General features: G+C 49.9%; 11 protein-coding genes. 2 read left to right on the top strand and 9 right to left on the bottom strand.

The features are described 5' to 3' along the window. Positions 1–7: 7 nt before the first annotated feature. From HRH59_RS03605 to HRH59_RS03590, 4 genes are all read right to left on the bottom strand, one after another. The gene (locus HRH59_RS03605; RefSeq protein WP_173499907.1) at positions 8–1,597 is read right to left on the bottom strand and encodes an LA2681 family HEPN domain-containing protein; all 1,590 of its coding nucleotides are present in this window, start codon (positions 1,595–1,597) and stop codon (positions 8–10) included. An 84-nt stretch (positions 1,598–1,681) separates the two neighbouring features. After that, positions 1,682–2,383 (bottom strand): hypothetical protein, encoded by a 702-nt coding sequence (locus tag HRH59_RS03600; RefSeq protein WP_173499906.1) that lies wholly within the window; start codon positions 2,381–2,383, stop codon positions 1,682–1,684. 245 nt (positions 2,384–2,628) lie between these two features. After that, positions 2,629–3,369, bottom strand: a complete 741-nt coding sequence (locus HRH59_RS03595; protein ID WP_173499905.1) for an endonuclease — start codon at positions 3,367–3,369, stop codon at positions 2,629–2,631. Between the two features lie 95 nt (positions 3,370–3,464). Then, the gene (locus HRH59_RS03590; RefSeq protein ID WP_173499904.1) at positions 3,465–3,965 is read right to left on the bottom strand and encodes an Mpo1 family 2-hydroxy fatty acid dioxygenase; all 501 of its coding nucleotides are present in this window, start codon (positions 3,963–3,965) and stop codon (positions 3,465–3,467) included. 265 nt (positions 3,966–4,230) lie between these two features. On the opposite strand from HRH59_RS03590, the gene HRH59_RS03585 reads away from it, so the two are divergent. Beyond that, the gene (locus tag HRH59_RS03585) at positions 4,231–5,655 is read left to right on the top strand and encodes an alpha-amylase family glycosyl hydrolase (protein ID WP_173499903.1); all 1,425 of its coding nucleotides are present in this window, start codon (positions 4,231–4,233) and stop codon (positions 5,653–5,655) included. Between the two features lie 23 nt (positions 5,656–5,678). On the opposite strand, the gene HRH59_RS03580 is transcribed toward HRH59_RS03585, so the two are convergent. Both HRH59_RS03580 and HRH59_RS03575 read right to left on the bottom strand, forming a co-directional pair. Further along, positions 5,679–8,882, bottom strand: a complete 3,204-nt coding sequence (locus HRH59_RS03580; RefSeq protein ID WP_173499902.1) for a DEAD/DEAH box helicase — start codon at positions 8,880–8,882, stop codon at positions 5,679–5,681. Positions 8,883–8,982: 100 nt separating this feature from the next. Continuing rightward, positions 8,983–9,735 (bottom strand): DUF4097 family beta strand repeat-containing protein, encoded by a 753-nt coding sequence (locus tag HRH59_RS03575; RefSeq protein ID WP_173499901.1) that lies wholly within the window; start codon positions 9,733–9,735, stop codon positions 8,983–8,985. A 347-nt stretch (positions 9,736–10,082) separates the two neighbouring features. Between HRH59_RS03575 and HRH59_RS03570 the strand changes: the two genes are divergently transcribed. Further along, complete coding sequence (locus HRH59_RS03570) at positions 10,083–10,625, top strand: SRPBCC family protein (protein WP_173499900.1); 543 nt, start codon at positions 10,083–10,085, stop codon at positions 10,623–10,625. A 26-nt stretch (positions 10,626–10,651) separates the two neighbouring features. Here the strand turns inward: HRH59_RS03570 and HRH59_RS03565 are convergent, their stop codons facing one another. From HRH59_RS03565 to HRH59_RS03555, 3 genes are read right to left on the bottom strand one after another with little or no spacing between them, the layout of a single operon-like run. Next, complete coding sequence (locus HRH59_RS03565) at positions 10,652–11,872, bottom strand: hypothetical protein (protein ID WP_173499899.1); 1,221 nt, start codon at positions 11,870–11,872, stop codon at positions 10,652–10,654. Then, entirely contained in the window at positions 11,869–12,657 is a 789-nt protein-coding gene (locus HRH59_RS03560; RefSeq protein ID WP_173499898.1) for an outer membrane lipoprotein-sorting protein, read from the bottom strand. The genes HRH59_RS03565 and HRH59_RS03560 overlap by 4 nt, the downstream gene beginning before the upstream one ends. Then, complete coding sequence (locus tag HRH59_RS03555; RefSeq protein WP_173499897.1) at positions 12,650–14,944, bottom strand: efflux RND transporter permease subunit; 2,295 nt, start codon at positions 14,942–14,944, stop codon at positions 12,650–12,652. Before HRH59_RS03555 ends, HRH59_RS03560 begins: the two co-directional genes overlap by 8 nt. Positions 14,945–14,981: the final 37 nt, after the last annotated feature.

Here is a 14,981-nt window from a genome sequence, read left to right as displayed (position 1 = left end):
TCTAACATCATTTATAGTCCTTTCGGAAAATGTTGTTTGGAAGGTAGATGCTGTTATCTTTCTTTTCATTTAACGCTTTATCGCGTACAGCAAAGACGAATGAAAATATTGCAGACCTAGTTAACTGCAAAATACGTTCAAGATGCTCAAGGAAGTCATCCTCTTTGATGAAAACAATGTTTTTGATGAAATCATATGATCTGTATATATCGCTAGGGTTTTCTGTTTTGTGAACCACAACAAACTCATGCTCCAAGTCATTTCTCAGTTGCTTGAGAAATGACCATTCGCCACCTTTTTTATCATTCAAGTCTGTTGCTATGCTATACAAAGCTAGGAGTCCAGGGCTTTTAAGGTTATTAAATTTTTCTCTACGATTTTCTTTGTCGAGTTGCCAAAAGCTTTGAAAGTAGATTTTTCCGTTAGGGGGATACAGATCTAGCAGTTCGCATATAGCAATACCTATTTTATCTAATATGCCAAAGCATGATCGAAAGGCCGTTCTGAGCTTTTCAACATCTATCCCAAGTAACTCGTCATTAAACAACTCAGAAAAACATGAATCGTGGAGTAGTTCATGGTCTTGTTCAGTGGTCAGATAGTCGAAATATAAATGCCGTGCAAATGAAAACTCGGACTTTAAACGGTTAAGTACCATTTCCATTGGAATAACAAAATCGCCGACTACACCACCTAATGTTGGTATGGTTAAGTTGTCTCTTGAGCTGCCTGCGCAAGCGCAGTACAAACCATGTTCTGACAAGCTGAGGTTGTTGTCCAAACAAAATTTTCTGTATTCACTTAACTCATTATATTCAGATTTGGTTTTCTCAGAGTCATGTAGGTCAATCTCGATATTAGCCTCTTCGCGCACTTCTCGTATTTTATTCTGATGAAGCGCAGCTTTTTGCCTATAATATTCAAGCCAAGAAGCAGGAATCTCCTTAGAAGATAATACATTCTCGTACCCATCTTTAATCTGTTCCAACATCTGAATCGAATATGTATTAGAAACCTGATTAAGTATCATCAGGGTTTCTGATCGATTTATCCAAGACTGAGGGATGTCAATATTAAGTGAGTTAACTCTATCGTAGCAATCCAAAGCTTCAGCTATACGAAATTGCTGCTTTAGTGAGTTGCCTAGATTAACAATATAAGCTGGATGGACTTCGCTGCTTAATGAATCACCGCTAAATTTAATCGATTTCCAAAAATCAGTTTTTACTTCAACGAGTTGCTCTATTGTTGAAAAGTTGTGCTTAAATGGGTTTTTTTCACATACCAAGTTTGATTTAGCGTTCCCCAAATTGTAAAAATAAGAGTCACTTCCAATTTGTTCGATTATTTCATCTTTGTGATCATTAAGAATACTCAAACCAGTCTGTGTTGATTTAATGCACGGCTTCATGTGGCCAATATCTATAAATATGCTCGCAATATTGGAAAGTATCCTGAAATACACGGCCTTTCTTTCATCACTTTCGTTAACCTTTTTATAGACTGCCTCAACGTCTGCTAAAGCTCGATCAAAACTTCCAAGGTTTACCAGTTTGGACAGCCTTTGAAGTTCTTTTGCTATTCTTTCTACTTCCATAGACTCTCCGGTTTAGATTTATAACGCTGTAAACCGCGGCGAGCGTTAGCTGCGAATTGATTTATTTTGTTAGGGCTCCCAGATTTATTTCTTGGTAACTTTGACACGTTTTATGCCCTGTTTTGACTCTCGCCATATTTCGATTCTAAATTGCTGCGAAACTGGAACCGGTTGTGGATCTCTTTTTCTTGGCAGTTTTTCAGTAGATGGCTCGATATCTGCTTCACACCCATCATTATCGCCTTCGATTAAACTAAGTTGTTCTGGATGTTTTGGCGCTTTTTCGAATTCCCTCCTCAAATCTTCAACCAAGCCAGGGATATTCCCAGCTTTCTCTCCGAATATTTCCATAGCAAGCTGCGTTGCTTCAGCTGCTGTTAAAGTGCCATTTTGTACCTTATGAAACAGGGACTGTAGTCGTGACAGCGCCCCACCTCTATTTCTGAGAGTTACGTTCTTTCTACTACAGTTGAATGGTTGTTTAGCAGTTTCAACTAAGATGTTATTCACATAGGAGATCTGACTACGTATTATTTGCAAGCCTGATATGAATCCACCGTAGTTAGCCACCCCCATATATATCGCGCCGGCTACCGCCGCAATTTTGGCCCTTCCGCTAATCGAACCTTCTTCGATTTCGAGAGAAATGGCATAGTCTGTTAGAGAAAGGTATTTTTCAAGGCTCGCTTCCCATTGATCAAATAGCTTTGAAGAATACAATTCAAATTCGTCCTCGGGGAGACTCGGTACTTTCAGTAAAAAGTCTGTCGATCCTATCTCTATCATTTGTTATTCCGTACTCGGTATCATTTACCCTAACAGCTTATTCACAGGCTCTAAATCTGTAAGTTGTGCATCTAAGCCCGTAAGTTCCAAAATTAAATCCAGTTAAGCCTGTAACTGATGTTAAATCAAGCAGTTTAATATTGTGACGAATGGTTCTGAGACCTTGGAGATCGGGTGCCTGCAAGGTGTGGGGAGAGAGTGAAGCGTTGTCTAGATAGCTTTATACCGCGGTTTTACCAGCCGCTTTACTGGTTGGCTTGTAAACCATAGCCTGTTGGCTTATCGCCTAAATTCCACTCGCGCTTGCCGCTGACAAAGGGGTTGTCGTGGCCCATATGTTGTTGGATGCGTTGGTTCAACTGGCGCTCTTGTGCGGTTACCGGGTCTTGCCTGTGCCAGGCGATAAACAGCTGTTGTTGGGCACGGGACAGGTTTAGTTTGTATTTGTCGGCCATATAAAAGTAGATACGTGCTATATCGCCGCGCACCGGTGGTGCGGGCTCGAATACCTGTTGTTTAAAATCGACCTTAACCGGGCAGGCGCCGTGTTTGGCCGGGGTGGAGGGTAATACACCAAAACGGTAATTACTGCGATCGCCGTTTACCTCGCCTATGGCTGGTACCAGATTGTATAAATCGGCTTCCATGGCGCGAAATACGCTGTCGGTTTTTACGCAGTTCTTGCGGCCGCCATCTTGCCAGCACTGGCGCTGGTGGCCAAAGTGATGCGCCGGCATAACATGTTCCCACTCTATCCGGTTGGCGCGCTGGCCGTTTTTACGTACCTGATAACCGCAGCCGGCTAAATCGGGGATGCCTTTTTTGCCTTGCCAGCGAATATTGCAGTCGCAATAAAAGCTTTTCGCTTCGGGGGCGTGAATACGCTGAGCTAAGCGTTTGGCTTGGTCAAAATTGGTTGGGGCGGCTACGGCAAATACAGAACACAGCAGCAAAAAGCTGCAGCTAACCAGGGACAATAATCTCATTCACTACCACTTACTTCAGTGAGAACCGACTTCTTTATTCAAACGGCGGTTTAAATACGAACAAGCTTACTCAGCGGCGCTGAACAGCAACTGACTTAATGCGTTTTACCGGCAATCTGCTCGATATCCTGCTGCAACGGTTTGCGCAGGCCGAGTTTAAAACCCAGTTCGGCCATAATAAACAGCGGGCCAACCAGTAAGCCAATTAAATCATCAACAAAGGCCGGCTTTTTACCTTCATAGTAATGGCCGATAAACTGCAGTACCCAACCGACGACAAATAAGGCGATTGCGCTGCCAAGCCAAAGCCCGAAGGGCAACGCCGCCAGTTGCGCTGCCAGTAGCAAACTTATGCCGCTGAAGATAAACATCACCAGACCAAAGCGCAGATCAAGCCGCAGGTAAAACACCATACTGCCGATAAACAGCAATAATGCCGGGGTAATAACCATGCCTGCCAGGCTAAATAACGGCCAGTACAGCAGGGCAAATACCGCCACAACGATCAGCGGTATGCCGGCGTAGTGGGTCAGGATATTACGCTCGTCGCGGTGATACAGCGCATATTGGCTTAAATGTTCGGTCAGGTTTTTCATTGTGGTTTTACCTGTGATGCTACCGGCGGTTATCAGAGCTTAAGCCTAAATGGCCTGTGCTACAGGGTCAATGAGACACTTTGTTCCTGTTGTAGCTAAGTTGTAAATTTGGCGTATATGAGCAATAAATCGTGCTTTTAAAGGCGTAGGCTCGGGGTGTGTTAACGGAGCCGGTAGTCAATAACACTTAGTGGCGCACACGTTTCTGCGCTGCTGCTCACTCACGGATGACTTGCATAAACCAATGAAAATAAAGGATAGACTCATGCAAGTAATCAGTACCTTGTTACAGCGCCGACTGGTCTGGTTGGCGCTGCTGGTTAGCTCAACGCTATTTACCTCTGCCGTCAGGGCCGATGCAATTTTGCATGCTTTCGACTGGCATTATGATGAAGTTGCCGCCAAAGCCAATGAAATAAAAGACTTAGGCTATAAAGCGGTGTTAGTGGCGCCGCCGCTGAAGTCGAACGCCGCTAACTGTGCCTGGTGGCAGCGTTATCAGCCGCAGGATATTCGCGTAATTGACCACTGCAAAGGCAACAAGCAGTCGTTTGTAAATATGATTAATGCGCTGAACGACGCCAATCCGGCGCGTAAAGTGGATGTATACGCTGATATCGTGCTGAACCATATGGCAAATGAGCGCAATGGCGCTACGGACTTCCCTGGCCAAAGCACGGTGAATGACTATGGCAATAACAGCAGCTACTGGAACAACCAACGTCTGTTTGGCAACTTAAGCCAGGGCTTGTTTGGTAGCGGCGATTTTAATCCGGCCAATTGCATCAGCAATTATAACGACGTGTGGCAGGTACAAAACTGGCGCCTATGCGGCGGCGGTGGCGATACCGGTTTACCGGATCTCAACCCCAACAGCTGGGTGGTGCAACAGCAGCGCAGCTACTTAACCGCACTGAAAAACCTCGGTGTAAAAGGCTTTCGGGTGGATGCGGCCAAGCATATGACCATTTGGCATATCAATGAAATTTTCACCGGCAGCATAAAAAGCGGCATGTATTTGTTTGGTGAAATTATTACCAGCGGCGGTGCCGGCAATAACGAATACGACAGCTTTTTAGCACCGTATTTGGCTTACACCGACCATAAAGCTTATGATTTTCCGTTATTTAATACCATTCGCAGCGCTTTTGCTTTTAACGGCAGTTTAAGCCAGTTGGTCAACCCGTTAAGTGTGGGTCAGGCGCTGCAAAACAGCCGTGCTGTGACCTTTACCGTAACGCATGATATTCCGACCAATGACGGTTTTCGTTATCTGATCATGGACCCGACCGACGAATATCTGGCCTATGCCTATGTCATGGGACGCGACGGCGGTAAGCCGCTTATTTTCAGCGACAGCACCGGTACCGATAACGGCCGCTGGGTTAATGCCTATAACGCCGGCCATATCGCTAAGATGCTGAACTTTCATAACCGCATGCAGGGCCAGGCTATGGAAATGCTGGCGTGGAATGACTGCGCGATATTATTCCGCCGTGGTCAGGAGGGTGTAGTCGGGATCAATAAATGTGGCAGCACACAAAGCTTTAACGTTAACACCAATGGCCGCTTTTACTGGTACCGCAATTACCGCGACGTATTAAGCGGCGCTAACCTGGTGTATATCAACGGCGGCAGTTACAACTTCAGCCTGCCGGCGCGCCAGGCCAGAATGTGGTACGCCGACTAACCGCGGCCAACAGTGCCGGCTGTTTAGTCGGCACTGAACAGCGACATTAAATCGTCGGCGCTGCCTTGCCAGGGTTGGCCTTTGCCGCCGGCGAACAACTGATCGGCCAACTGGCGCTTATGTTGTTGTAGCTGTTGGACTTTTTGCTCTACCGTATTGCCGGCAATCAGCTTATAAACAAAAACGGCTTTTTTCTGGCCGATACGGTGGGCGCGGTCGGTAGCTTGAGCTTCAGCGGCCGGGTTCCACCATGGGTCGTAGTGAATTACGGTGTCGGCAGCGGTGAGGTTGAGCCCGGTGCCGCCGGCCTTTAAGCTGATTAAAAACACCCGGGTTTCACCGTTTTGAAAGGCATCAATTTGCTGCTGGCGGTGTTTAGTCTGGCCGGTAAGCTTGCTGTAGCTGATCCCCAGCGCGTGTAGCTCGTCTTCTATCAGTGTCAGCATGCTGGCAAACTGGCTGAAAAGTAAAATATTACGGCCCTCTTCCAGCATTTCCGGCAGCGTATCGCGCAGCCATTGTAACTTGGCATTGCTTTGCACTGAGCGGGCATGTTCTACCGGCACCAGCCTGGCGTCGCAGCAGGCCTGGCGCAGTTTTAACAATGCATCTAAAAACTGAATTTGGCTGGCTGCCACGCCTTTTTGCACAAACAGCTCGCGCACCTTGGTTTCCATTACCAGCCGGATACTCTCGTACAGGTTACGCTGGTCGCTTTCCAGCTCCAGCAGCTGAATAATCTCGGTTTTATCCGGCAGCTCTGCGGCTACCTGGGCTTTGGTGCGGCGCAGCATAAAAGGCGCGATGCGGCTCTTTAACGCATGGGCGCGCTCGGTATCGCCGTGTTTTTCAATCGGCTTGCGGTACACCTGGTTAAAGTGCGCATCATTGCCTAATAACCCCGGCAATACAAAATCGAAAATCGATTTTAACTCGCCCAAATGGTTTTCCAGCGGCGTGCCCGATAACGCCAGTTTAAAGTCGGCTTTTAACAGCCGTACGGCTTTGGCCGCCAGGCTGCCGGCATTTTTAATATGCTGGGCTTCGTCCAGGATTACCGCGCTGAGCGGCTGGCTTTGATAGTATTTATGGTCGCGCACTACCAGCGGGTAGCTGGTAACCAGCAAGTCGTAATCGGCCAGTTCGTTAAACAGCGGCTGGCGTTTATTGCCGTGAATTTGCAGCACCCGCAGTTGCGGCGTAAAGCGGCCAGCTTCGGCCAGCCAGTTGCCTAATACACTGGTAGGGCAGATAATCAGCGCCGGGTGTTGCAGCTCACCACGCTGTTTTTGCAGCAGTAGCAAGCTTAGGGTTTGCAGTGTTTTACCCAGCCCCATATCGTCGGCCAAAATACCACCCAAGCCATATTCGCGCAGAAAATTCAGCCAGCTTAAGCCCTGCAACTGATAATCACGCAGCGATGCCTGCAAGCCTTCGGGCACCTGACATGGCGTAATGCCGGCAAAATTGTGCAGCAAATTGCTTAAGCGCTGCACCCGTTGTGCATTTAAAAACTGAATGTCTTTGGTGGTTTCCGGCGGTAACAGCGCGGCTTTAAAGGCCGGTAAATCCAGGCTGAACTGTGGCTTGTGGGGGTTTAACAGTTCAATAATGGTATCGATAAACGGCTGGATCAGCGCCAGCGGCAGTGCCAGCTTACCCTGAGGTAAGGATAACCAAATCGGCTTATCGGCGTCCGGCAAGCCGTGCTGGCGCAGCCATTGGCTGATCAGCGGCAGCAGCGGTACCTGGGTGCCGTCGATATCGACCTGGATGGCCAAAGCGAAACCACCGACAGCATTGTCCTGCACCTGTAAGTACGGGTTGCCGCTTAAAATATCCAGATTAAAGTTTTCGTCACGGGCAATATGCCAGCCGTGTTGCTCCAGCGTTGGCAAGGCGTCCAGCAGCGGTTGCCATAACAACGGGTTATCCGGGCCGTCGCCGACAGCAAAGGCACTTTGTTCGGCATAAGGTGGCGGCAATGGCGGTAGCTGCAGCAGTTCCAGTTGCAGCAGTTGCTCCAGCGCTGTTGTTTCTGTGGCGCGGTGGCGCTTAATAAAAATGGTACTGTTATCCAGCTGCAGTTCGGTTTGCGCACGGCTTAAATCCAGCGGCAGCAGATAATCGGCGTACTGAAACTGCAATACGGCCGTGGGTTCGCTGCGGCCTTTGGCTTTATGCGGCAGCATTTTCAACTGTAATACCGGCTTGGGCGGCGTGTTTACTTGCTTTAAGCCGGCGGCTTTGGGCAATGGCAGGCTGGTTTGGCTGAAAAGCTGCTGTAACCGGCTGATGCCGCTGGCCAGGGCTTGCTGTGGAATCGCCGGAATTTTATTCAGCAACTTTAGCTGTTGGCTGCTAAGTGTGGTGTCCAGCTCGCCCAGTTGGTAGTAGCTGGTGTCGAGGTAACAAGGCGGATCGGTATACACCAGCTCAAAATCGCGCTCATCGTCATCTAGTTGCCAACCCAGTTGCTGGCCGCCGGCCGTGTCTTGCCAGTTAAAACTCAGCTGCCGCTTCGGCCCGCGTTCTACCGCATAGCGGGCTTCAGAGAAAAAGCAGCGGCCGCTTTGCAGCAACTGTTGCAGCAACTGATAACCCCAGTCGCCTTCCAGCAGGGGCAAATCGCGCAGGCTTTGGGCACGGAAATAACTCAGCAGGCGGTAATCCTGCTCTTCTATCCAATAGGGAATAGTGGGGCTGACCAGGTCGTACTTACCAATGGCCACGCCCTTGGTATAGCCGCCTTTTTTACTTTCCCGCACGCGGCGCGGGCTTAGCTGTAACCCAGCCTGACCGTAAGACAATAAGTACAGCACCACATCTTTATCTTGCGGCGCCGGTGCCAGCGACTGCTCTACCTGTTCAAACCACTGGTTGAGAGCCCGCAGCGGTTGTTGTTCTAATTGCAGCTTGTGTTGCTGGTAGTCGCGCTTTAAGCGCAATAATACCGCCAGTACATGTTTGCAGTTGGCACCAACCGGGCAGGTACAGCGATTTTGTAATTGCCAGCCATCGCTGTGTTGTTTCAGGCTGATATATTGCCGGTACGGCGTAAACGCTGCGCCCCATACCTGAGCGCTGATATCGGATAAGTCGCCGTTATATTCCAGCTTCACCACTTTACCGGCCTGCAGGTACGCCTGAGCACGGTGAAAGGTCACCGCATCAAACCAAAGTTCCAACTGTTGCTGGCTAAGGGGAAACACTGTATCTGTTGTCATAACGCCTGAATGTTAAGCACAAAGGCGTAATGCTACCGCAGTTTTGCCCGAAGCCAAATGCGGTAGCGTGAAATAAACAAAATTTGTGTAGTTAGCCGGTTTAATCGTTAATCTTTACCGGGCCGTTAATGGCATTCAGTTTTAAGCCACCCGAGCCGCTGTCAAGAATGGTCAGGCCGCCGGCGCCGTCTACGTTAATATCGCCCGAGCCATCATCAATAGTAACAATACCGCCCACAGCGCTGACTATAATATCGCCGGAGCCATCTTCAATGCTGACATCGCCGCTTACTGTGCGGATCTCCAGCTGGCCGGAGCCATCATCAACGCTCAGCTTGCCGTTCACCTGCGTAATAAAGAGATTACCCGAGCCGTCTTCTACCGTTACATTGGCGCCGCCATTGATACGCAGATCGCCGGAGCCGTCTTCCACCTGCAAGTCGCCGGTTAAACCACGGATATCAGTATCGCCGGAGCCATCATCCAGTGTTAAGCCAAAGTGCTGTGGTACTTTTACTAATACGTCGATATAAGGGCTGTTGCCGTTATAAAAGTTTTTATCAAAGCCGGCTTCTAACACGGCGCTGCTGCCACTGCGGACAAGGCTAAGGCGAATATCGTCGGCGTTGTAATAGTAAATATTGGCCACCATTTCCACTTCGCTGCGGCCGGATTCGCCGATAATCTCTAATTTGCCGGCACCGGTATCTGCCTGCAGTTGCTTTAAGTCGCTGCCATTTAATGTCAGTTTGCGTTCTTCATGTTGCAAGTCACCGGCGTGACCATTGCCAACATAAATAACACAGCCGCTAAGCAGGCTGGCGGCGAATAATGTAATAACGGTGCTTTTCATAAAATGTCCTTGTTGGTGTTTATGTATTCAAAGTTAAAGTGGCCTATGCGGGCTGCCACAATATTGCAAAATAAATGACTGCAAAATAAATGCCTTAATTTAACTTCTTGTTATTTAAAGATTTGTATTGTTAGTGCCATAGTGGCGGTGGCGGTTATGACCACAATATAGCCGGATCGGCGATAAGCTTAGCGGTTTCGCAGACAATATTCGCTACTGCTGGAGTGTTAACAAAAAGCGGACTATGGTTAAGCAGGCCGTGTTTAAACGAATTGTGTGTCAACACAGTAACCTTTGTACAAAGCATTACAGCAGAATAATGTGGTTAATAATAAGGACAAACGCTGATGTTAAAGAAAGTGTTGGTGGGTGTGGCGACGTTGCTGGCGATACCGCTGGTGGCAGCATTATTTGTAAAGCAGGATTATCAGGTTGAAGCCAAAGCAGAGATTAATCAGCCGTCGATGCTGGTATTTGACTATGTGCGTTTTGTTGGCAACCAGCAAAACTTCAGTGTCTGGGCTACGATAGATCCGCAAATGCAAACCGCGTCGCGCGGGGTTGATGGCACTGTAGGGTTTGTAGCGTCCTGGCACAGTGAAAATCCGGATGTGGGTACCGGCGAACAGGAGATTGTCGGCATTACCGAAGGTGAGCGCATAGATTTGCAGTTACGTTTTTACGAGCCGTATAACGCGGTATCACCGGCCTATATGCAAACCGAAGCGCTGAGTGATAACCGTACATTGATCCGCTGGGGCTTTAGCGGCCATATGCCATACCCGATGAATTTAATGCTGCTGTTTATTGATGTAGAAAGCATGATAGCGAACGATTTACAGCAAGGGCTGGATAACCTGAAACTGATTTTGGAAAGCCCCGCACCTTAGCCTGGCCTGACAGGCTAAGACGGGCGCTAAAAGTAGTAATCTAAACTCAGCTGCAGAAAGTCGTCGCGGCGGATTAAATACAGCGGATCTGTGTTGAAGTCGCTGCGGAAAAACCACGCATCCAGTCTTAAACGGCTGCTGTTGCCCAGTCGGGTAGACGCTTCCAGCTTACCGCTTTGGCTGCCGCTGTTGTCCAGGTCTTGTGCTATGCCCAGCAGTATTTCTGTACCGCCGATATCGTTTACTACAAAGCGGCCACCGACAAAAATATCGTTCTGGCCGGGTACCGGCGCCTGTTGGTCACGGCTGTCGTATTGATACTCGGCTATCCAGCCCAGATCCCAATTGCTGCCAAACAAGCCAACATGGGTATACTCAAAACCGGCCGTGGCGGCGACAAAGTCTTGCTGCCGGGTTTTGCGGTAAATGCTTTCCAGTTTCCAAATCCAGCTGCCGCTAAGCCATAAGCTGTCTAACCCCAACTGCTGCATTTGCAGGTACTGTGGTTGCAGGCGCTGGGGTTGCAGCGTGTTTTGCGCTGTAGGTTGCAATAGCGCTTCGCGGTTATTGCCTTCAAAATAACTCAGCCCCAGCTCCAACGCCGCAAAACGCCGGCTCCAGCGCAGGGCAAAGTCAAGGTTGCGTTCAGCCTGCGCCGACTCATACTGTGGCTGGCTCTGGTCGACAACAAACGGAGGTCGCAAGCGGCCATCCGGCCCGGCGAAGCTGCGTTCGCGAAAATACGGCAGTAAGTATAATTCCAGGCTACCGGCACTGCCATGCAGGTTCCAGTTCAGCATGGGCTGCCCCAGTTTAGTTTCGCCATCAACACTGGCTACAGCGTCGGTTTGATTGATGACATCGACCAGGTGCTGTGATTCGGTTACCCCCCAAAACACGATATCGACGCCGGCTTTTATATCGAAACCGTCGCCAACGTATTGCCAGTAAGCCTGGCGTAAATCCAGCAAGTTCCGCTCGTTGTCGCGCTGGTCCCAACGCAGGTAAGGTTGCAATGCCAACTGATGCCGCCGGTCAGCGCTTTGCCAATACCAGTCGGCGCTGAAGGCGGCACTGCTGTAGTGCTGTGCCTGCCCCGGCTCGCCTTGTTGCGGATAATAACGCTGCTGCCATTGCAGGCTGTAGTCGGCATTAATGTTCTGATACCAGGAGGTCGGGTTATCTTGCGCCGCAAGGTTAAACGCTGATACCAGCGCCGTAAGCACGGTAAGCGGCCGGTTAATCACCGTGCCCGCTCCAGGGCGTTAACGTCAAAGTCGGCTTCGGTGCGGCCGGTACCAAAGCGGATACTTTGCAGCAATAAATCGGTGCTCTTGCCGGTTTGGTGATTATGCATGGTCATTTTGTGCGGCCGCCAGTACTTATCCAGGTACTGCTGGTAGTCGTGCATGGTCAGGGTTTTCAGCAGGCTGTTTTTCCGGTCGTAATAATCTACCTTTTGCACCCGGTAGTGCTGCTGGTCAAGCCAAACATGGGTGGTGCTGTAACCGGAGAAACTGTCGGTGGGCGTTTGCTCCAATACAAAACACAGCTGGTCATTGCAGTTTTCATCGCGCAGGTAGCGAAAGGCAAATTTTTCCAGTTCGAATGAGGTCATATCTTCATAGGCAAATTCGCTGGCCATAAAAGGACCGGATTTATTACGTGTGGCAATACGCCGCGTTCGGCGCAGACTGGGCAAATACAGCCATTGGTCATCTTCTGCGGTAGGGTGCGAGTGGGTAAGAAAAGCCGAGCCACGCACGTCGCGCGGTTCATCAAAAATGGTCAGGGCTTTATCGCCGTCGTCCGGCATTTCAAATGCCAGGGTACGCATGCGGCGCTCGGTTTGCTGGCCGGCGGCATTACGCAGTACCATAATCAGCTCGCTTTCGCTGTCGCCCCAACCTGTGTCGCGGGCTTTTTGCTCTTGTGCTATCTGCAGGCCTTTGGCGACATCGTCGGCCGGCGCGGCTGCAGCCAGCAGCAGGCCACATAATAAAACAGTGGTGCGGCAAAGTGGCTTATACATGGTGTTTCTCCCGGGGGTTGTCAAAGCGCAGCAGGCAGGCCGGCAGCAACAGAAAATCAATCAATAGCGCAATAAAGATAATAAGTGCGGTTAGCATACCCATATCTGAGTTTAGCCGGAAACCGGAAAACATCAGCACGCCAAAACCGGCTACCAGCACCAGGGTGGTGATCCATAGCGCGCGGCCGACACTGTGAAAAGCATAGCGTACGGCGGCCTCGGCATCGCGGCCTTCTTGCCGCGCGTGTTGATATTTGCTGAGAAAATGCACTGTGTCATCAACGATAATGCCCAAACTCATACCGGCGACTACCGACAGCGCCAGATTAATTTCACCGCTGATCAGCCCCCACAGGCCAAAGCCCACCAATGCCGGCGCTATGTTGGGCACCATACTGAGTAAGCCCAGCCGCCACGATTGCAAGCTGAAGATCAGCAGCAGTGAAATTAACACCAGTGCCAGTGGCAGGGTTTTTAACATCGACGCCATATTGCGCTCGCCGATATGGGCAAACATCAATGCTGCACTGGCGGCAGTTACCTTGTAGTGTGGATATTGCTCTGCCATGTACTGCAGTGCCCGTGCTTCGAGCCCGGTAAGCTCTTTACTGCCCAAGTTACGCAGTGTGGCGCTGATGCGGGTAGCACTTTTATCAATATTAAGCTGGTTGTTGAGATCCAGACCAAACGGCAGTGACATTTCATACATTAATAAAAACTGCGCGGCTTGCTCGCTGCTGTCCGGCAGGCGGTAAAAGGCCTGATTGTCGCCGTGCATATTTTTGTTCAGCCGTTTTATCACATCAGTAACAGTGTTGACATGAGTAACTTCCGGCTGCGCCAGTAACCACTGGCTGAAATCGTCGACCGCTGCCAAAAATTCCGGTTGGTTTACCGCATTGCTTTGCCCGGCGTTGACGGAGAAGTCCATTAGCGTAAAGCCGCTGAGATTTTGCTCCAAAAAGTCATTTGATTGGCGAAACTCCGTCGATTCGGCAAAGTATTTAATGGCTTCATCATTCACTTTGTTCAGGCTGATCAGGGCAGTGCAAAGTAAAATAAAGATACTTAAGCCAGGCAGTAACAGCCGCTGATAACGAATAACCGTGTCGGCCAGCCAGTCCATGGCGCCGTGGGTATCGGCAGTGGCTTTGCCGGCTTTCAGCGGTAACAACAGCAACAACACCGGTAGCAGTACCAGACTGTACAGGCAGGCCAGCATAACGCCTGCCGCCGTCATATTGCCCAGGTCGCGCAGAATCGGCACTTCAGAGAAGTTCAGTGTTAAAAAGCCGATTGCTGTAGTAATGCTGGTGATCAACACCGGTTTAAGGTTGCGCGAAATGCTGTAGTGCAGCGCGTTCAGCTTAGTGTCACCGCGGCGCAGGGCAAACTGCGCCGAGGCGATAATATGCACCGAGTCGGCTACCGCCAGTGTCATTAAAATGGTCGGCACATTAATGGTGGCAGTACTTAGGAAAATGCCGGCCCAGCCCGCCAGACCCAGCGCGGAGGTTACGCTAACGATAATGATGACCAGAGTAGCAAAGGAGGCGGTAACCGAGCGTAGCAACCAGGCCAGCATGACTAAGATGCCGAGCAACATCAGCGGTACCAGGTTTTTTGCGTCGTTTTCTGCCTCTGAAGCAAAAGCATGGTTCATGGCGATAACCCCGGTCAGGTGAAACTCCACCCCCGGGTAGCGCGTGGCAAAGTCGTCTGTTTGCTGGCGCATATACTGCCACACATCCTGCACTTCTTTATTTTGGTCTTTCTCCGGCAACTGCACGGTAATATTAATGGCGGCCACGGCACCGCTGGCTGACACCAGCCGGTTTACCAGTGCCGGCTCCTGCAGTGCTATCTGTTTAATCCGCGCTATGCTGTCAGGCGTTAAGCTGGCCGGGTCGTAAAGTAAATCGGCCACCAGTAAATCATCGTTGTCCGCTTCGGTGTGCTGATAGTTAGTAACAGAATCGACGCGGATTGCATAAGGTGTAAGCCAGGCGGCTTCTGTCAGTTGCTGCAGCAGGGTCAGGGTGTCAGCAGTGAAAACGTTGCCATCTTGCGGCACCACGGCAATCAGCAAGTTATCGCTTTTATTAAAGTCATATTGCATCTGCTCAAACGCCAGCAGTTGCGGATTTTGTGGTGAGAAAAAAATGCGGTAGTCGCCGCGAAAATACAGCTTGCCCATGCCGATACTGCACAGCGCAATCAGCAGTAATGAGAAAAACAGCGCCCACCAAGGGTGGCGCAAGCAGCGGTGTAAGCCTGGAGATGTCATCCGGCCTCCGTATTATGGCTGTTGGGGGTACGGCTAA

This window comes from Rheinheimera lutimaris (genome assembly GCF_013283795.1).
In the GTDB taxonomy this organism is placed as follows: domain Bacteria; phylum Pseudomonadota; class Gammaproteobacteria; order Enterobacterales; family Alteromonadaceae; genus Alishewanella; species Alishewanella lutimaris.
This window is presented reverse-complemented; position numbering and strand designations above follow the sequence as displayed.